15 protein-coding genes are annotated in these 20399 nt (G+C 48.0%); 11 read left to right on the forward strand and 4 right to left on the reverse strand.

Annotated features, from left to right (window positions below; genetic code table 11):
- Positions 1–5 precede the first annotated feature (5 nt).
- Positions 6–680: a deoxyribose-phosphate aldolase gene (deoC, locus tag KJS94_RS00210; protein ID WP_214446755.1), complete on the reverse strand. Its 675-nt coding sequence runs from the start codon at positions 678–680 to the stop codon at positions 6–8.
- An 89-nt stretch (positions 681–769) separates the two neighbouring features.
- Here deoC and KJS94_RS00215 point away from each other — a divergent pair, with 89 nt between their 5' ends.
- The 5 genes from KJS94_RS00215 (at position 770) to KJS94_RS00235 (ending at position 7781) form a co-directional block, all read left to right on the forward strand.
- Entirely contained in the window at positions 770–3859 is a 3090-nt protein-coding gene (locus KJS94_RS00215; RefSeq protein ID WP_214446756.1) for an amidohydrolase family protein, read from the forward strand.
- Positions 3860–3871: 12 nt separating this feature from the next.
- Complete coding sequence (locus KJS94_RS00220) at positions 3872–5182, forward strand: amidohydrolase family protein (protein ID WP_214446757.1); 1311 nt, start codon at positions 3872–3874, stop codon at positions 5180–5182.
- Between the two features lie 189 nt (positions 5183–5371).
- The gene (locus KJS94_RS00225; RefSeq protein ID WP_214446758.1) at positions 5372–5818 is read left to right on the forward strand and encodes a hypothetical protein; all 447 of its coding nucleotides are present in this window, start codon (positions 5372–5374) and stop codon (positions 5816–5818) included.
- A 207-nt stretch (positions 5819–6025) separates the two neighbouring features.
- The gene (locus KJS94_RS00230; RefSeq protein ID WP_214446759.1) at positions 6026–7222 is read left to right on the forward strand and encodes a heparan-alpha-glucosaminide N-acetyltransferase domain-containing protein; all 1197 of its coding nucleotides are present in this window, start codon (positions 6026–6028) and stop codon (positions 7220–7222) included.
- A gap of 142 nt (positions 7223–7364) precedes the next feature.
- Complete coding sequence (locus KJS94_RS00235; RefSeq protein ID WP_214446760.1) at positions 7365–7781, forward strand: hypothetical protein; 417 nt, start codon at positions 7365–7367, stop codon at positions 7779–7781.
- Between the two features lie 61 nt (positions 7782–7842).
- Here the strand turns inward: KJS94_RS00235 and secA are convergent, their stop codons facing one another.
- A complete protein-coding gene (gene secA / locus KJS94_RS00240) occupies positions 7843–11172 on the reverse strand; it encodes a preprotein translocase subunit SecA (protein WP_214446761.1) in 3330 nt (1109 codons plus the stop codon).
- Between the two features lie 421 nt (positions 11173–11593).
- On the opposite strand from secA, the gene atpG reads away from it, so the two are divergent.
- The 6 genes from atpG (at position 11594) to KJS94_RS00270 (ending at position 18655) form a co-directional block, all read left to right on the forward strand.
- A complete protein-coding gene (gene atpG, locus KJS94_RS00245; protein ID WP_214446762.1) occupies positions 11594–12475 on the forward strand; it encodes an ATP synthase F1 subunit gamma in 882 nt (293 codons plus the stop codon).
- Positions 12476–12784: 309 nt separating this feature from the next.
- Positions 12785–13603 carry an SMC-Scp complex subunit ScpB gene (gene scpB, locus KJS94_RS00250; RefSeq protein ID WP_214446763.1) on the forward strand — a complete coding sequence of 273 codons (819 nt, stop codon included), beginning with the start codon at positions 12785–12787 and terminating at the stop codon, positions 13601–13603.
- A 137-nt stretch (positions 13604–13740) separates the two neighbouring features.
- On the forward strand, positions 13741–14952 hold the full coding sequence (gene lysA / locus KJS94_RS00255) for a diaminopimelate decarboxylase (RefSeq protein WP_239804228.1): 1212 nt from the start codon (positions 13741–13743) through the stop codon (positions 14950–14952).
- A 132-nt stretch (positions 14953–15084) separates the two neighbouring features.
- Positions 15085–16704 (forward strand): C1 family peptidase, encoded by a 1620-nt coding sequence (locus KJS94_RS00260; RefSeq protein WP_214446764.1) that lies wholly within the window; start codon positions 15085–15087, stop codon positions 16702–16704.
- The gene (locus KJS94_RS00265; RefSeq protein WP_214446765.1) at positions 16701–17207 is read left to right on the forward strand and encodes a DUF4442 domain-containing protein; all 507 of its coding nucleotides are present in this window, start codon (positions 16701–16703) and stop codon (positions 17205–17207) included. The genes KJS94_RS00260 and KJS94_RS00265 overlap by 4 nt, the downstream gene beginning before the upstream one ends.
- A 44-nt stretch (positions 17208–17251) precedes the next feature.
- On the forward strand, positions 17252–18655 hold the full coding sequence (locus KJS94_RS00270; protein ID WP_214446766.1) for an MBL fold metallo-hydrolase: 1404 nt from the start codon (positions 17252–17254) through the stop codon (positions 18653–18655).
- A 4-nt stretch (positions 18656–18659) separates the two neighbouring features.
- On the opposite strand, the gene KJS94_RS00275 is transcribed toward KJS94_RS00270, so the two are convergent.
- The gene (locus KJS94_RS00275) at positions 18660–19823 is read right to left on the reverse strand and encodes a trans-sulfuration enzyme family protein (protein WP_214446767.1); all 1164 of its coding nucleotides are present in this window, start codon (positions 19821–19823) and stop codon (positions 18660–18662) included.
- Between the two features lie 82 nt (positions 19824–19905).
- A complete protein-coding gene (locus tag KJS94_RS00280; RefSeq protein WP_214446768.1) occupies positions 19906–20334 on the reverse strand; it encodes an OsmC family protein in 429 nt (142 codons plus the stop codon).
- Positions 20335–20399: the final 65 nt, after the last annotated feature.

The raw sequence follows: 20399 nt of genomic DNA on the forward strand, positions 1-20399 counted from the left end.
CAGAATTAATAGCCTGTTGTGTTGTGCCCGGGTTCTCCCTTAACAATGGCCACGCTGGCGCTGCAGCCTAACCTTTCGGCCCCGGCAGCAACCAGGGCGCTGGCAAAGGCATAATCGCGAATGCCGCCGGAAGCCTTTATCCTTACACCTGCCGGCAGATGTTTGCGCATCAGTTCTACCGCTTCTACACTGGCGCCTTTTTCTGCATAGCCTGTAGAGGTTTTCATGAAATCAATACCTAAGGGGCCGAGTTTCTGGCAGCAAGCAATGATCTCTCCTTCTGTAAGGATCCCGCTTTCAATGATCACCTTTAGGAGTTTACCCTTATTGTGGCATACCTCCACCAGTAGCCGAACTTCCTTCTCCAGGTAGGACCAGTCCTGCTGCCTTAATGCGATAAGATTGATGACCATGTCGATCTCATGTGCGCCATCAACAATGGCAAGGATGGTCTCCGCCACTTTTGCCTCTGTTGCTGAATAGCCAAAAGGAAAACCTACGACCGTAGCCACTTTGACATGGGTCGGCGCAAGGATGGCAGCGGCCCTTTTTACAAAGGGAGGAGGAACGCAAACAGCAGCAAATCCATATTCCACCGACTCATTACATAATTTCTCAATATCTGCGATGGTGGTGGTAGGCTTCAAAATAGTATGGTCGATATACCCTGCTATGTTCATAAAAAATAGTTGCCGTTAGTCATATTTGGTGGCCTAAGTTAGCTCATTTGCATAAATTCGGATTTCACTTAAACAAAACCTACACGCATATGAGAAAGCTATTCCTGTCGCCTCCCCGGCGCCGGATACCGGCTATTATTGCCGGTTTACTCTTTGCTTCTTTCGTTCAGGCACAACCGACATTCCCAGTTAATGACATTGCTGATCCAAAGCAGGCCACTTTTGCCTTCACCAATGCCAATATTGTAAGCAACAGCCAGACAACGTTGACCAACGCTACCATGGTGGTAAAGGACGGAAAGATCCTTGCTGTTGGCACCAATGTAGCTGTACCAAAAGAAGCAATGGTGATCGATTGCAAAGGAAAGTATATCTATCCTTCCTTTATTGATATCTATGCCGATTACGGCATGCCTGCTGTTGAGCGGCCTCGCGGCGGATTCAACTTCCTGGCACCTGCCCAGTTGACCAGTAACCAGAAAGGTGCTTATGGCTGGAACCAGGCCCTGCATGCCGATGTGGATGCGGTGAAAATGTTCGCGGCAGATGAAGCAAAGGCCAAAGGGATGCGCGAAGCTGGTTTCGGTGCAGTGCTTACCCATGTAAGGGATGGAATAGCCAGGGGCACCGGTACCTTGGTAACCCTTGCCAATGCTAAGGAAAATAAGCTGGTCATAAAGGAAAAGGCCGCTGCACATTTTTCATTCAATAAGGGCACTTCCACCCAGAGCTATCCCAGCAGTTTGATGGGTAGTATTGCCTTGTTGCGGCAGACCTACCTGGACGCGCAATGGTACAAGACCAATGCCGATAAGGAAGGCGTTAACCTTACGCTTAAGGCCTGGAATGAAACGCAGGCACTTCCCCAGATCTTCGAAGCCAATGATAAGTGGAATGCCCTTCGCGCTGATAAGATCGGTGATGAGTTTGGGGTGCAATATGTGATCAAGGCCGGCGGTAATGAGTATCAGCGCATCAATGAAATGGCTGGTACCAGGGCTACCTTCATCCTGCCCCTGAGCTATCCCCAGGCTATGGATGTAGAGGATCCCAATGATGCCCGTTTTGTTTCCTTGTCAGATATGAAGCATTGGGAGATGGCGCCAGCCAATGCCGCTTTCTTTGAGAAGGCCAATATCCCCTTCTGCCTGACCACCGCAGACCTTAAGGAAACCAAGCAGTTCATGGCCAATCTCCGCAAGGCCATTGAGTATGGACTGAGCGAGGCCAGGGCACTCGATGCATTGACCAGGACCCCGGCAACTGTTCTTGGTGTGTACAATAATGTAGGAAGCCTGGAAGCCGGCAAATTGGCCAATTTCCTGGTTGCCTCAGGACCTATCTTCAATGAAAAGACCGTTATCTACCAGAACTGGGTGCAGGGCGAAAAATATGCAGTGAATGAATCAGCCTGGGATGCAGTGGGTGGCCAGTATAACCTGGTGGTGAATTTGCCCAAGGGTAAGATGAACTATAACCTCGATGTTAAAGGAAACAATAGTGCCAATATCCTTGATAAGGATACCATTGCCACGAAGTTTACCTATGATGGCAAGATGGTCAGGATCAGTTTCCCGGAGTCAAAACAGTCAAAGAATACCATCCGATTGAGCGGGGTGAACAATGGCGATATCTGGCAGGGTATGGCTGAGGATGCATCAGGTGCTAAAGGTTATTTCACAGCAACCCTATCCAGGGCAGCAGACACCAAAGCAGATTCTGTAAGGAAGAAGCCTGTGCCTGCCATTGGAAAGGTGACTTACCCATTCAATGGATATGGATGGGAAGAATTGCCGAAGCAGGAGACCTACCTCATCAGGAATGCTACTGTTTGGACAAATGAAGCAGAAGGCAAACTGGAAGGTGCCGATGTGCTGGTAAAGAATGGAAAGATCGCTGCTGTAGGTAAGGGACTTACTGATGCCGGCGCTAAAGTGATCGATGGTACAGGTAAGCACCTGACAGCTGGTGTGATCGATGAGCATTCCCATATTGCCGCAGCCTCTATTAACGAGGGTGGCCAGTCCGTTACTTCAGAGGTAAGGATCGCAGATAACCTGAATCCCGATGATATCAATATCTATCGCCAGTTGAGTGGTGGCGTTACCTCTTCGCATATCCTTCACGGCTCTGCCAATACTATTGGTGGACAGACCCAGTTGATCAAGCTGCGCTGGGGTGCCAATGCCGAAGACCTGAAATTCGCCAATTGGGATCCGTTTATCAAGTTCGCCCTGGGTGAGAATGTTAAGCGAACTGCAGCTACTTCCAACAATCGCTTTCCCGATTCAAGAATGGGTGTGGAAGAAGTGTTGGTGGATGCGTTTACCCGTGCCCGTGATTATGAAAATACCATCAAGGCTGCCAGTGTTACCGGGGATACAAAAACGAAGAAGGGTGCAGCAACTGTTAATCCCTGGGCTACAGTAAGGAGGGACCTGGAGCTGGATGCCCTGGTAGAGATCCTGAATAAGAAGCGCTTCATTACCTGCCACTCTTATGTACAGAGCGAGATCGTGGCTGCCATGCGCGTAGGGGAGAAGTTTGGTTTTACTTTCAATACTTTCACCCATATCCTGGAAGGATACAAGGTTGCTGATAAGATGAAGGCACATGGCGCCAACGCATCTACCTTCAGTGATTGGTGGAATTACAAGATGGAAGTGGTAGACGCTATTCCTTACAATGCCACCATCATGAATAAGGTTGGATTGAATGTGGCTATCAATTCTGATGATGCTGAAATGGCCCGAAGGCTGAACCAGGAAGCGGCTAAGAGCGTGAAGTATGGAGGAATGGGTGAAGAAGATGCCTTGAAGATGGTTACCCTCAATCCTGCCAGGATGCTGCATGTTGATGACCGTGTAGGAAGCATTAAAGTGGGTAAGGATGCTGACCTGGTACTGTGGAGTGATCATCCGCTGAGCATCTATGCCAGGGCCGAGAAGACCATGGTTGATGGTATTGTCTATTTCGACCGCGAAAAGGATAAGGTATTGCGTGCCGGGATCACTGCTGAACGCAGCAGGCTGATCCAGAAAATGGCAGGCGAAAAGAAAGCTGGTATGCCTACTGTTCCGGCAACAGCAAGTATGGAGATCATGCATACCTGTTCCGAACATAACCACAAGCATGGCTTGCTGGTGATCGAGGCAGAGACTATTAACAGTAACAACTAAAGCGGCGAAAAAATGAAAAAGCAATTATTCAAGATACTTTGCGGTTTGATGTTGGCAGCTCCGGGTTTTGCCCAGGAGAATGTATATCCCGCAAAAGAGTACAAAGGTTTATTGTTCCTGAAGAACGCCACCGTGCATGTTGGCAATGGTGAAGTGCTGGAAGGAATGACCATTAAAGTTAGCAATGGCAAGATCGAACAGATCGCCAAAGACCTGGCAATACCCATGGATGACGTGAAGGTTTTCGATGTGAAGGGTAAGCATGTTTATCCAGGCCTGATCCTTTCCAATTCACTGCTTGGGTTGGTTGAAGTGAACAGTGTTAGAGCAACCGTTGACCATACGGAAATCGGGGAAATCAACCCATCGATCCGTTCCATCGTTGCCTATAATACGGACTCCAAAGTGATCAATACCCTGAAGAGCAATGGAATCCTGTTGGCGAATATCATTCCCCAGGGAGGCCTGGTATCCGGTTCTTCCACAGTTGTTCAGCTGGATGCCTGGAATTGGGAAGATGCTGCCTACAAGATGGATAATGCCATCCAGTTCCGTATGCCCAGCCTTATCAATCGTCCTAACCCCTTTGCAGAATTCCTGGGAATTGCCCAGCCAGCCGGCGATCCAGTGAAAAGGGGATTGGAGCAGGTGGAAAAGGTGAAGGCCTTTTTCCGTGAAGCGCAGGCTTATGCCAAGGAACCTGTTCATGCTGCCGTTAACCTGAAGTATGAAGCGGTAAAGGGGCTTTTCAATAAGACCCAGAAGCTCTTTGTGCATTGCGATATTGTCAAGGAGATGTTGGTGGCGGTGGACTTCGCCAAGGAGTTTGGAATGGATGTGGTTATTGTTGGTGGTAGTGAAAGCTTCCAGATAGCGGACCTGCTGAAGGCAAATAATATCCCGGTCATTTTATCCCAAATGCATAGCCTGCCTACCATGACCGATGATGATGTTGACCAGCCTTATAAAACAGCAGCTGCTTTGCAAAAGGCCGGTGTGTTGTTCGCCATCAATGATGAAGATGGCCAGACCCGTGGCCGCAACCTTCCTTTTAATGCCGGTACAGCAGTTGCTTACGGCCTTACCAAGGAACAGGCGCTGCAAGCCATCACCCTGAATGCTGCGAAGATCCTGGGTATCGCAGACAGGACGGGCTCCATCGAAGTAGGTAAGGATGCTAACCTTGTGGTTAGTGAAGGTGATATCCTGGACATGCGTACCAGTATTATCACCCATGCTTTCATCCAGGGAAGGGTGCTTGACCTGACCGACAAGCACAAACAGTTGAACGAGCGTTACAAGCAGAAGTATAATATCAAATGATCAGCAAGCCCCGGGAAACCGGGGCTTTTTCATGCCGGTTTTCCATGATTCCTCCTGGCATGGGTTACTTTTTCAGATTTTTGGAATATATTTAGGTAGTGCTACTGAAAACCGGTTTTCATTTCCGGGAATTCCCCTCAACGACAATTGCCATACATAACAATTTTATCAACCTTAAAATGTTATTGTATGAAAAAGCAATTCCTCTCCCTGTCCATGTTGGCAGTAATCTTATTATCAGGTTCCATTGCCCATGCTTCAAATTCCCAAAAAGACTGCCTGCTAATGTTAGGCCTGTTTCCCTATACAGTGATCAATGAATTACCTGTAGCTTCCGAACCCTTTATAAGTTTCGCTGGAAGCGATAGGGAGTATTATTATTTCAAGGTGGAGATCGCCAATCCTGAACTGGAGCGAAAGGAATTGGTGGTTAGGGATAAGCTGTCCGGCAATGTACTGTACAGCAACAGCTTTACAACCATTCAATTCTCCAAAAAGATCGCTGTTCCCAGGGAGTTCCTGGAGTTAAAATGGGAAATATCCACAAAGGGGCCGAAAGGTCGCCATACCCATACGATCAGTCATTTCACTACTGAAGTAAAACTGCGGGAAGATATGCTGATCAGTAAAATGTAGGTCAACTCCGGGTTTATTGCCGCAGAATCGCCGCACCTGGCTATGCCTTTTCTATATGAGCTTTTTGGTATCAGGCAGGTGGTACGGCTTCTGCGGCAATCTTTTTGAATAGGGGTTTGAATTTATAGCCATAGGTTGAATGGAGGCGGTTGGCAAACGGTGGTTATACCTTCTGTTGGTTTATTTTTATTGCTATAGTAGCAAGAAATGAAAAACTCCCCCCTAAGGCTCCATTCCATTGATGTGCTTCGGGCGCTCATCATGTTGTTGATGATCTTTGTTAATGACCTTTGGTCCCTGAAAGATATCCCGAATTGGCTTGAACATGTTTCGGCCGATGCTGATGGGATGGGACTGGCAGATATTGTATTCCCTGCCTTTCTATTCATAGTAGGGATGTCCATGCCTTTCGCTATCAATAACAGGAAAAAGAAAGGCGATCCCGATTCGGCAATTCTTCTCCATATTTTCACCAGGTCATTTGCATTACTGGTAATGGGTGTGTTCCTGGTGAACGGCGAGTACCTAAATGAGGAGGTCTGCCTGATCAACAGGCCGATATGGAATGTAGCTTGCTGCCTGTCATTTATCCTGATATGGAATGTGTATCCTGACCATGTGCCGGTAAAACTGCAATGGGCCTTGAAGTTGGTTGGCATTACCGTTCTGGTGACCTTGGCTTACTTCTACCTGGGTGGGGATACCGGTAGCCCCCAGCGGTTCAATACCTGGTGGTGGGGTATTCTTGGTCTGATTGGCTGGGCCTACCTGGTTGCTGCGGTGCTGGTTCTTTATGCAAAGGGCAGGATTGGGGTCATGGTCATGGCATTCCTAGTATGCTTGGTATTGAGCAGCATCAGTCATTTGGGACTAGTGCCTGAGGATAGCCTTCTGCTCAAATTGATCGGTCCATTTGCAAATGGGGCACATCCTGCGCTTACGCTTGCGGGTGTTATTCTTTCTAGCTTATTCTGGGACCTGATCTTCAGGGAACAACCCCAGTGGATGAAGTTCACCTACGCCTCTGTTGCGATAGCTGTTGTTCTACTGGTTAGTGGATTGGTTACACGTCCGTTATGGGGTATCTCAAAGATCAGGGCTACGCCAAGTTGGGTGCTGGTTTGTAGTGCGATTGTGGTAGTACTTTTCCTTGTCGTGGCCTGGTTGGTAGATAGGATGGGTAAGCAATACTGGTTTAAGCCTATTTCGGCAGGAGGATCTGATACATTGCTTTGCTACCTCCTTCCTTATTTTGCTTATGCTATGATCCCTTTGTTCCCCTTTAGCCTGCCGGATCCTTTCCTGACGGGCATATTGGGATTGGCGAAGTCTTTCCTGTTTTCCTTGTTAATAATCCAGGTAGCGGGTTGGTTAAGTAAGCAGTCTGTTAAGCTCAAACTTTGACGCTTCATTAGGGATTTCCGGATTAATGATTGTGGTAAATTTGGGGTGTATTGTTTTGGGGCGCTACTGGTGTGGTGTCCTGCCGAAGTTTAGGCATTATCCCTTGATTCAACTACATTATTAACCATCTTAATGCTCTCCCATGAAGAAATTTTTGCTGCCAGTACTGCTGCTGGCCCTTATTGCCCTGGCGTTGCCGGCCTGTTCCTCCTCTGATAACGCACAACCCGATCCGAGTCCGGTGATCACTTCCGGCTCCTGGAAAGTACATTTGTTCACTGATAGCGGAAATGATGAGACATCCAATTTTACAGGGTGGACCTTCACCTTTAATACCAATGGCTCTGTTTCAGCAATAGGTGGCGGGCCTACTGCCTCAGGAACCTGGTCAGTACGGCCGGATGATGGAAGAACCAGGATGAAGATCGAATTTCCTGCGACAAGCACCCTGGCAGAACTGAACAACGATTGGGTGCTAACGGGAATATCAACCTCCATTATTGAACTGGAGGATGATAATGCCAGCTCAAATGAAGTATTACATTTTCAGAAGAAATGATTCAGGAAAGTATTGAATAAAAAAAGGAGCCAGCGGCTCCTTTTTTTATTATCCGGGGGGACTATTGAAGTCCCTGACCATGGCAGTTCTTGTATTTTTTTCCGCTTCCACATGGACATGGATCATTGCGGCCGATCTTTGGTCCTACCCTTATGGGCTCCTGGATGGTTGGGCCTGATGGGTCGTAATAGTCATTTTCATTCGCGGCATAATCTTCCCCCCTGGCTTCCACCTCTTCTTTATTGGCCTGAAGACGGCTCATGTCCGTTTTCTCTTCATGGCCTTCCCTGATGATCTCTGCAGGTTGCTGCTGTTCCATAGGGATGCCCGCATGGCAGAGGAAGGAAACGATCTCACGGTTCACCTCTGTATCCATTTTGCGGAACAGTTCAAAGGCTTCAACCTTATAGATGACCAATGGGTCTTTTTGTTCCAGGTAGGCAGTCTGTACGCTCTGCTTCAGGTCATCCATGCTCCTCAGGTGCTCTTTCCATGAATCGTCTATCAATGCAAGGGTGATGGTCCTTTCTACGGCGTTAACCAATTCGCGACCGTCACTTTGCAATGTTTTCTCCATATTGCTGAGCACATTGATGCCCTTTCTTCCATCGGTAAAGGGCACTACCACATTTTCAATATGGGCACCCTGCGTTTCCCTGATATTCTGGAATACAGGTACGGCCTGTGCCCGCAGGTTATCCATTTTGCGCTGGTAATTGATGGTGGCTTCCTGGTAAAGTTTCTCTGCCAGGCCCTGGTTATTGCCCGACTTGAATTCATCTGCTGTAATTGCAGTGTCTATTCCGAAGTTCACGATACAGGAGAGTTTGAATCCATCATAGTCTTCCTGCTCACGGAAAGAAGTTACCAGGCTTTCCGCCACCACATAAAATGCCGTATCAAGGTCCAGCGCAAGGCGTTCCCCAAATAGTGCGTGCTGGCGCTTCTTGTACACCACATTGCGCTGCTTGTTCATTACGTCGTCGTATTCAAGCAGGCGCTTACGAATGCCGAAGTTGTTCTCTTCAACCTTCTTCTGTGCCCTTTCAATGCTCCTGGTGATCATGCTGTGCTGGATCACTTCGCCTTCCTTATAGCCCATCTTATCCATGAGCGATGCAATACGGTCACTACCGAACATACGCATCAGGTCATCTTCCATGGAAACATAGAACTGTGAGGTTCCAGGGTCACCCTGACGGCCTGCGCGACCACGCAGCTGGCGGTCAACACGGCGGCTTTCGTGACGTTCTGTACCAATGATGGCCAGACCACCCGCATCTTTTACGCCGGGTCCGAGTTTGATATCGGTACCACGACCAGCCATGTTGGTGGCGATGGTTACGGCACCTGCCATACCCGCTTCTGCAACCACCTGGGCTTCACGGGCGTGTTGTTTCGCGTTCAATACATTGTGTGGGATTTTTTTCACCTGCAACATCCTGCTCAGCAATTCGCTCACTTCAACCGAAGTGGTACCTACCAGTACCGGCCTTCCGGCATTGCGCAGTTTCTCGATCTCTTCAATTACAGCAGCATACTTTTCCCTCTTGGTTTTGTATACCAGGTCCTGTGTATCCTTACGGGTAATAGGAACATTGGTAGGTATGGTCACTACATCCAATTTGTAGATATCCCAAAGCTCAGCGGCTTCTGTTTCCGCAGTACCGGTCATACCACCCAGCTTGTGGTACATCCTGAAGTAGTTCTGGAGGGTAATGGTAGCATAGGTTTGGGTAGCTGCCTCGATCTTCACATTTTCCTTCGCTTCAATAGCCTGATGCAATCCATCGGAATAGCGACGGCCATCGAGGATACGACCGGTTTGTTCATCAACGATCTTCACCTGTCCATCCATCACCACATATTCCACGTCCTTGTCGAAGAGCGTATAGGCTTTCAGCAATTGGTGAACAGTATGGATGCGGTCTGCCTTCATGGTGTATTCATTCAGCAGGGCCTCTTTCCGGTGCAGTTTTTCTTCCGCAGAAGCATCGCTGTTTTCGATCTCTCCCAGCTTAACGCTGATGTCAGGCAAAACAAAGAAATCAGGATCTTCTCCGGAACGGGTGATCATCTGGATTCCCTTGTCCGTAAGGTCAACTGAATTGTTCTTTTCATCAATATAGAAGAACAGTTCCTGGTCAACCTTAGGCATTTCTTTCTGCTGGTCGGCCAGGTAGTAGTTTTCTGCTTTTTGGAGTTTTACCCTGATGCCGGGCTCACTCAGGAATTTGATCAGGGCGCTGCTCTTGGGTAAGCCACGGAAAGCGCGCATCAATGAAAGACCTCCATCCTTGGGATCATCATTGCCATCAGCGATCTTTTTCTTGGCCTCATTCAGGAACTTGTTGACAACCTGCTTCTGGGCTTCCACCAGTTGCAGGATACGGGGTTTCAACAAGTGGTATTGTTGTTCATCACCACGGGGAACGGGACCTGAAATGATGAGCGGCGTACGGGCATCATCGATCAATACGGAGTCTACCTCATCCACCATGGCAAAATGATGCTTGCGCTGAACCATTTCTTCGGGACTATGCACCATGTTATCGCGCAGGTAATCGAAGCCGAATTCATTATTGGTTCCGTAGGTGATATTCGCCTGGTATGCCTTGCGACGCTCTTCGCTGTTGGGTTGGTGCTTGTCGATACAGTCAACGGTCAGGCCCAGCCATTCAAAGATGGGGCCATTCCATTCAGAGTCACGACGGGCGAGGTAGTCGTTAACAGTTACGATGTGAACCCCTTCGTCGGCCAATGCATTGAGGTAGGCAGGAAGGGTGGATACCAGTGTTTTACCTTCACCCGTAGCCATTTCAGAGATCTTACCCTGGTGCAGCACATAACCACCGATTAGCTGTACATCATAATGGACCATGTTCCAGGTTACAGTACCACCTGCCGCTGTCCAGGTATTGCTGAACTTTGACTGGTCGCCTTCAATGGTAATATAATTCTTGGTGACAGCCAGTTGGCGGTCAAGTTCTGTAGCGGTAGCTGAAACAATGCTGTTTTCCTTGAACCTGCGGGCCGTTTCCTTCACCACAGCAAATGCCTCGGGTGCTATTTCCCTCAGCACTTCCTCAATCTGCTCATTCCTTTTCTTCCTGAGCTTGTCAACTTCCTCATAAATGGCTTCCTTACCGGAAAAGTCGCTGAAAGGCAGTTGCTCTGCCGATTCATTCAGCTTTGCGATCTCGGCATTGATAGCTGAAATATGGTTCTGGATCCTTTGCCTGAATTCCTGGGTTTTTGCCCTGAGTGCATCATTGGATAAGGATTGGTAAGCGGCAAAATGCTCGTTTATTTTGGCTACAATCGGCAGGATGCTCTTCACGTCTTTTTCCGACTTGCTTCCGCCGAATAACTTCTGGATGAAACCTAACATGTTATGGTGTTGTCTTTAGAAATGCTAAAACTTCTTAATTATCAATTACAGTGCTATTTTATGCGCCTGGTCAAATTGACAGGGAAGCAAAGGTAAGGAAAAGCGGTTTGCTGGCGGGGTATCCGGGCCATTTTAACCAGTCCTTTCCAATCCAGGCCTGGTTGGGTGGTTTTTATCATGATGCATTCCTTGTCAACTGGTTACAGGCGGATTCTGCTCGTCAGGGGCTGCTAATTTGGCGCTGTGCCTGCTCCGGCATTTGAATTTTGGCGGAATAGTTGTTTTCTGGCTGCTTTCTGTTACCTTTGCGCCAAATTTCGGGAGCAGTAGTAGGATGAGTTTGAGGTTTGGTTTTCCGGAGTCCCGAGAGTTGAGATTAAGGTCTTGATATTCAGCGTTAAAAGCATCAATTTTTGTTAATATGTCAGGAGCACTGAAAGAAGTTCGTAACCGGATCAAATCGGTTCAGAGTACGCAGCAGATCACTAAGGCAATGAAAATGGTAAGTGCGGCCAAACTGCGCCGTGCCCAGGATGCTATCATACAAATGCGTCCCTATGCCAATAAGTTGCAGGAAATGCTTTCTAACATTGTCAGCAACACAGAAGGTGAATTGGGTGGAACGCTTGCAGTGGAGCGTCCGGTTGAAAAAGTGCTGTTGATCGTGATCACCAGTGACCGTGGCCTGGCTGGTGCTTATAACGCCAATATTGTAAAGGCGGCCAAGGCTACTATTGCTGAAAAATACTCCGGCCAGTTTGCAAAGGGTAATGTTGCCATCTGGAACATTGGTAAGAAAGGATATGAAGCCCTGCAGAAGGCCAATTACAAAGTTGATGCTACCTATAAGGACCTGTTCCTTGACCTGCGTTTTGAATCTGTACAGGCTTGTGCACAGGCTGCTGTAAAGGCTTTCCAGGAAAAGCAGTTCGATGTGGTGGAGATCGTTTATAGTGAGTTCAAGAATGCCGCTACCCAGCGTTACCGCGTTGAGCGTTTCCTGCCTATTCCGAAGGTTACCAATACTGGAAATGTCAAAAAGAGTGATTTTATCTTCGAACCCAATAAGGAAGAACTGATCGCTGAACTGATGCCTAAGATCCTGAATACACAACTGTATAAGGCTGTTTTGGATGCCAATGCTTCTGAGCATGGCGCGCGTATGACTGCTATGGATAAAGCCTCTGAGAATGCGAATGAACTGTTGAAAACACTTAAGATCAGCTACAACCGTGCCCGTCAGGCCGCTATCACGACCGAGCTTACCGAGATCGTTAGTGGTGCTGCAGCGCTGCAGGGCTAAGCTGTCCTATAAAGAATATCCGAAACCGGGGTGTCATCACCCCGGTTTTTTTATGCCTCAATAGTTACTGGCATTGGATTTGGGGTATTATCTGAAATGGTAGTGCTGCCACTATTGCTTTCCGTTAGCTGTACTTACCAGAATATGGGCTTGTCATTTAACTAACCAGGTTTATTTAACCGGCTTTCCTGTGGATCCCGCCCCTTGGATTAACCCTTATCCACATTGTGAATAACTCCATTTCCCTTTACCCCAAAAAACTTGAACATTGCATTGTTAAGTAGTACCCGCTTACCTAAATAGCATAGTATGGAAATCGGACATATCATTCCTCATATTGAAGCACTGATCTTTGCGAGTGAGAAGCCCCTTACTTCCCTGGAGATCACTGACCTGGTGAACCAGGCCTTTGGTTTCATGGAGGATAAGATCACCCTGGAACAGATCGAGTCTGGATTGGAGGGGATCATTGAGAAATACAGCGCCGAATTCTATCCCTTTGAAGTACGCTTCAGCGGCGGCGGCTGGCAATTCCTGACCAAGAAGGATTTCCATAAGACAGTAGCCCAGCTCAATGGTGATAAATTCCTGAAACGCCTGAGCGGTGCGGCCATGGAAACCCTGGCTATTATTGCCTACAAGCAACCCATTACCAAGTCGGAGATAGAGTCGATCAGGGGCGTAAGTGCCGATTACTCTATCCAGAAATTACTGGAGAAGGAACTGATCGTGATCAGTGGCAGGAATGAAGAACTCCCCGGTAAACCCCTGGTATATTCCACTTCAAAATCTTTCATGGACTATTTCGGATTGAATAGCCCGGATGACCTTCCAAAGATCAAGGAAGTATTGGCAGAACAAGTGGTTGAGCCTACCCTGATTGGCCAGTCTGTACAAGTTGCCAATGGAAATGAAGAAACCATTACCGAAACCCTGGTGGCTGAAGAGGAAGAAGTGGAACCAGCCAATTCGGTTTTGCTGGTCAGTGAGAATGGCGAATTGGTGCAGGAGGTTGTGGAAGAGGAAGAAGCACCTGCTACAGAAGAAGAAGGCCCGGAACCCGAAGGGGAAGAAGGTTCAAATGATGATGAATCTGGCCAGGAAGAAGACGGGGAAGAAATCAATTAAGTCTCTTACTCACCAACCCATAGGTAAGGTTGTCCTCGATTGGCAACCTTATTTTTTTGCACCTGAAAAATCTGCTTCCTGCAGGGTTATCTCCCTGTCTCTGCGTATATTCGTCCAATTCGCAAGCAATAACGATTATGGCATTCATAACAAACGAAACCCTGCTACAACTGGCAAAAGAGTACGGCACTCCCTTGTATGTATACAACGCTAACCAGATCAGTGAACAATACCAGAAGCTCCAGGATGCTTTCAAGGATTGCAATGCACGGTTCTTTTACGCCTGCAAGGCACTTAGCAATATCAATATCCTGAAGTATGTTGAGCAGATGGGCGCTTCCCTCGATTGCGTAAGCATCAACGAAGTGAAACTCGGCCTGAGAGCCGGATTTACTCCTGATAGGATCCTGTTTACCCCGAATTGTGTTGATTTCGCTGAGATCGATGAAGGGAAGCAGCTTGGGGTTAACCTGAATATTGACAATATCTCTATCCTGGAGCAGTTCGGCACCAAGTATGGAGGATCTTACCCGATCTGTATCCGTTTCAATCCCCATATCATGGGCGGCGGCAACTACAAGATCTCCACCGGCCACATCGATAGCAAGTTCGGTATATCCATCCACCAGATGAGGCATATTGAGCGGATCGTAAAGACCCTGGGCATCAATGTTGCAGGCATCCACATGCATACCGGTAGTGATATCAAGGATGTAAATGTATTCCTGCAGGGGCTTGAAGTGATGTTCGAACTCGCAACCCATTTCCCTAACCTGAAGTTCATTGACCTCGGAAGCGGGTTTAAGGTGCCTTACCAGGAAGGGGATGTACAAACGGATATCCAGCTTCTGGGGAAGAAAGTGACCGAGGCCTTCCGTGAGTATGCGAAAGAAACAGGTAAAGAGATCCAGGTTTGGTTTGAACCCGGAAAGTTCCTGGTAAGTGAGAGTGGTTACTTCATCGTTAAGGCCAATGTGATCAAGCAAACAACCGCGACTGTATTTGTAGGAGTGAATAGCGGCTTCAATCACCTGATCAGGCCGATGTTCTACGATGCTTACCACAGGATCAAGAATATTTCCAATCCCAATGGCAGCGAACGCATTTATACAGTAGTAGGTAATATTTGTGAAACGGATACTTTCGCCTGGGACCGCACCTTGAATGAGGTACGTGAGGGCGATTTCCTGGTATTCTATAATGCAGGGGCTTATGGCTTTGAAATGTCATCCAACTTCAACTCCAGGTTAAAGCCTGCCGAGGTGATGGTGGTAGATGGTGAAGCCCACCTGATCAGGAAAAGGGATGTGTTTGAAGACCTGCTCAAGAACCAGGTTGAAGTATTATAACCTACAGGCATAACTTCTGTAAGCCCCGAAGGAATTCGGGGCTTTTTTATTTTATTAAGTTTTCATTCAAGGGGTTTCATATGGTTGAATTTTTTAAATTGCTTATCTCAATTCTCACCTAAATCGAATCTTATGCCTATCAGAATGGTTGATGATCCGCAGGATCAGGAAGAGCAACACAATAATGATGACCGCGGTGGTGGTGGCGGGAACTTTCCGGTTGGTCCCGGTGGGGGCGGTGGCGGTTTATTCAATCTCCTCCCATTGTTATTGGGCCTGTTCAGGGGAAAAGGTATCCTGGTGTTGCTGGTGGTAGGTGGTGTATTGTATTTCATGATGGGCAGGGGTGGGTGCAATATTGGAGGATTAAGCCAGATCGCCCAATTGGCCACTGGGGGATTCCTGGATCCACGCCAGTTTGAAAGGGCTTCCATTTATGAACCATTGGCTGATGATAATACGAAGAACCCCTTGCCGGAGAGTGCCAACCTGCAACGGTATGCACCGGCAGTTGGCAACCAGGGGGAGCAGGGCAGTTGCGTGGCCTGGAGTAGCGCCTACGCGGCACGGACCATTGTAGAAGCTGCCCGCACAGGAACAGACCCTAACCAGACCAGGTTCAGCCCGGCCTTTCTCTATAACCAGATCGGCCTTGAAGGTTGCCAGGGTTCCTATATCATCAGGGCCATGGAATATATGACCAAACAAGGCTCTGTTCCTTATGACCAATTCCCCTATACAGACCGGGATTGTTCCAGGATGCCTGATCGGCAATTGGTGGATTTCGCCAACCAGTACCGCATGCGTGGGTTTAATCGGTTGTCCCTTGGCGATAGGAACGATGCCATTGATATCCGTGCGATCAAGGAGAACCTGGCCCAGGGCGCACCTGTAGTGATAGGGATGATGGTAGGCCAAAGTTTCATGCAGGATATGATGGGTAAGGATATCTGGGTGCCTACCCCGCAGGATAAAAGTATGATGGGATTCGGCGGGCATGCCATGTGTGTGGTGGGCTATGACGACAGGAAATATAATGGTGCTTTCCTGATCATGAATAGCTGGGGACCTGAATGGGGAAATAATGGTTTTGCCTGGGTGCGGTATCCGGAATTCAAATATTTTGTCAGGGAGGCCTATGGCCTGGAACCTATGCAAAAGGTTGGGGCGGCTGCCAGCCAACCACTGATCGCAGAGGTAGGACTGGTGGAGGTTGAATACAATGGCAAGCAAATAGTTCCCAAGGGTTATATAGCATTGGCAAAGTCTGCAGGCAACCGGTTTGTAACAAATGCGCCTGTCAGGGTTGGCTCCAAATTCAAGATGGAGGTAAAGAACAGCACGGAATGCTATATATATGTTTTCGGCAAGGAAACAGATGGCACCAGTTATACCCTCTTTCCCTACCCGCGCCAGGATGACCCGACCGCTACAAAATACTCCCCATTTTGCGGGATCACCGGCTACAGGCTTTTTCCAAAGGACAAGAGCATGACCCCGGATAGTATTGGAACAAGGGATATGATCGCTGTGGTGTTGAGCAAGGAACCCCTGGACTGGTATGGCCTCAATTCCGCTATTAGTAAGAATCCCACTGCTGATTATGCTGCTCGCTTGAACAATGCATTGGGCAGTACCTTGTTAAAGGATGCGGGGTTTCAAACCACCTCTAAAGGAACCATGGCCATGAGTGGCAATGCCGATCCTAAACAGGTAATGGCATGTATAATTGAGATCAATAAATCAAAATGACCAGTAATAGTAATCCCCAACTGAATGAAAGCGCAGGGCAATTCCTGGCCCTGATCAATAATCCCTGGAAATTCCGCTTATTCCTCTTCTCCAAATTGCCAAGTGCCTTTTTCGCAGGGGTGAGGGTTAGGAAAGCAGAACCGGGTTATTGTGAAGTGGTCGTGCCTTTTAAATGGTTTTCGCAGAACCCATTCAGGTCCACCTACTTTGCCTGTCTTGCCATGGCAGCTGAAATGAGTACAGGTGTTCTGGCAATGGCCCAGACTTATAAGCGCAATCCTGCCGTATCAATGTTGGTGGTGGGTCTTGAAGCAAAATATTACAAGAAGGCCACCGGCCTCACAATATTTATTTGCGAGGATGGGAAAGACATTGCTGATATAGTTTCAAAGGCCATCACTAGCGGTGAGGGACAAACGATAACGGCAAGGTCTGTAGGCAGGAATGAAAAAGGGGAATTGGTGGCCGAATTTTTTATTACCTGGTCATTCAAGGCTAAGTAGTAAATTAGGATTGCCTCGAAGTCATAACAACTAAAACATCAAACATGAAAATTGCATTCCATGGGGCGGCAAGGACCGTAACGGGCTCCAAACATTTGTTGACGCTGAAGAACGGCAAGAAGATCCTCCTTGACTGTGGAATGTTCCAGGGAATGGGTAAGGAGACCGATGCCTTAAATAGGTATTGGGGGTTTGATCCATCGGAGGTTGATGTGCTGGTGTTGTCACATGCACATATTGACCATAGCGGACTGGTACCTAAACTGGTCAAGGACGGGTTCAAAGGGCCGATCTATTGCACTCCCGCTACCAAGGACCTCTGCGGCATTTTATTGGAGGATTCTGCCGAGATCCAGGAAGATGATGTGAAGTATATCAATAAGAAAAGGGCAGCTACGGGGCAACCATATCTTAAACCGCTCTATACGGTAGAGGATGCAAAGAATTGTCTTGGATTCTTTCATGCTGTTGATTATGATAAATGGACCAGGATAATGGATGACGTGGAGTTGCTTTATACAGATGCCGGTCATATCATTGGCAGTGCTGCTGTCCATTTGAGGGTAACAGAAGGTGGAAAGACTGAGCAGCTTACATTCAGTGGTGATGTAGGAAGGTACCGTGATGTGATCCTGCGGTCTCCTGCAACCTTTCCACAGGCAGATTATATCATCCTGGAGTCCACTTATGGCAATAGTCTCCATGAACTGCATACCACCACACCTGACCAATTGCTGGAGTGGATCGAGAAGACCTGCCTGAAGAAAAGGGGAAAGCTTATTATTCCCGCATTTAGCGTAGGAAGGACCCAAGAATTGCTTTATGCGTTAAATCAGCTTGAGGTAGAGCGGCGGTTGCCGGACCTTGATTATTTTGTGGACAGTCCCCTAAGTATTCAAGCAACTGAGTTGGTCAAAAGGTATCCCAATTATTTCAATAGCAGGATTCAGAAGTTATTGAAAACCGATAGTGATCCATTTAAGTTTAATGGCCTAAAGTATGTTAAGACAGTAGAGGAGTCTAAACTGTTGAATTTTCGCAATGAGCCTTGTGTCATTATTTCGGCAAGTGGAATGGCGGATGCTGGCAGGGTGAAACACCATATCAGTAATAATATTGAGAACAGCCGTAATTCAATATTAATGGTCGGCTATTGCGAACCTAATTCACTTGGGGCAAGGTTAATGTCCGGAAAGAAGGAAGTTTCCATTTTTGGTGTTGAACATGAAGTACATGCCGAGATTGGTTCTATCAGGAGCATGAGTGCCCATGGTGATTATGAGGACCTTAGCCAATTCCTTTCCTGCCAAGAACCTTCTAAGGTCAAAAAACTTTTCCTGGTGCATGGGGAATACGATGTGCAAATCCAGTTCCAGCAGCGCTTGCTGAATAAAGGCTACCTGGATGTGGAAGTGCCTGAAAGGCATTATGAATTGGGCCTGTCCTGACCCATTAGCATTTATCGAGGGCTTGTAAAATGTCAGCCAGGATATCATCGCGGTTCTCGAGACCAACGGAAATCCTTATGAGGCCGGCACTGATGCCAACTGCCATCCTTTCGGCATCGGTAAGTTTGGCATGTGTTGTACTTGCCGGGTGGGAAGCTATGCTCCTGGTATCCCCAAGGTTAGCAGTTAGCGAAAGCATGGTAAGCGCGTCCAGGAATTTCCTGCCACTGTCAATTCCCCCTTTCAACTCAAAGCAGACGATCCCCCCGCCATTTGTCATTTGCATTCTGGCAATGGCATAATGAGGATGGGATGGGAGATGGGGGTATTTTACCCAGTTGAGTTGTTGGTGACCTTCCAGTTTTTCAGCCAGGTAAAGAGCATTGGAGGCATGGCGGTCCATTCGCACTTCCAGGGTTTCAAGGCTCTTACTGAGCAGCCATGCGTTGAAGGGAGATAATGAAGGTCCGGTGCTCCTGCAGAAAAGATACACTTCATGCACCAGTTTTTTATTACCAAGCACCACTCCTCCGAGTACCCTACCCTGACCGTCTATCCACTTCGTTGCGGAATGAATGATCAGGTCGGCGCCAAATTCTATTGGGCGTTGGGCAATAGGGGTGGCAAAACAATTGTCTACACAGAGCAGTAGCTGGTGTTTTTTGGCAAGTGCCGCTACGGCTTCGAGGTCTATTACTTCCAGGGCCGGATTGGTTGGGGTTTCGATATAGATCATCCGGGTATTCGGCTGGATGGCCGCTTCCCAGCTTCCAACGTCACCAGCATCAACATAACTATGGCTGATCCCATACTTGGGAAGGTATTTGGTGATCACCGTATGCGTACTGCCAAATATGCTGCGGCAGGAAAGCAGGTGGTCTCCCTGTTTGAGGAAGGTCATGAATGAAGCAAATACTGCGCTCATGCCGGATGCAGTGGCGAAACCGGCTTCTGTTCCTTCCAATGCACACATCCGGTCAACGAACTCCTGTACATTCGGGTTGCTGAACCTGCTGTAGATATTGTCATCACTTTCGTCTGCAAATGCCGCACGCATCTCTTCCGCATTGTCGAAACAGAAACTGCTGGTCAGGAACATGGGTTGTGAGTGTTCCATTTCATTCGTGCGGTCTACCTGGGTCCTGATGGCCTTGCTGATCGGGTGCATCTTGAGCTATTGGTGGTTATTAATGGGTAAGCGTATTTGTTTTTAATCAGGAGGTATGGTCTTTACCTCCCTTTAGATTGGTCTATTGGGCATCAGTCATCCTGACTTCCCAACTGATCTCACAGCCTGCCCTTCTCAGGGTTTCGGCGACTGAGCAGTATTTGTCCATCGACAGCTGGGCGGCCCTATTTGCTTTGTCTTCATCAATATCTCCACCAAGGGTGAAAACGATATGGGCCTTCTTCCATAAAGCGGGCTCCTTCCCGGTTTCCCTTTCTGCCTCAATATGCATGGAGAAATGACGGATATCCTGGCGCTGCTTCTTGAGAATACTTACTACATCAATTCCGCTGCAGCCACCCAGGCCCATCAACAGCACCTGCATGGGACGGGCCCCGTAGTTCTCGCCACCGGTTTCTGGGCTGGTATCCATCCTGAAAACATGGCCTGCGGCATCTTTTGCTTCAAAGCCAAAATCGCCGTTCGTCCTTATGATATCTATCTTGACCATTTTGCTTGAGTTATTTTTTTGAAGGTTTCCTACAAAGGTAACGGCCTGAGGGTTTATTTTGCACC

The sequence above is a fragment of the Flavihumibacter rivuli genome (genome assembly GCF_018595685.2).
Taxonomy (GTDB): Bacteria; Bacteroidota; Bacteroidia; order Chitinophagales; family Chitinophagaceae; genus Flavihumibacter; species Flavihumibacter rivuli.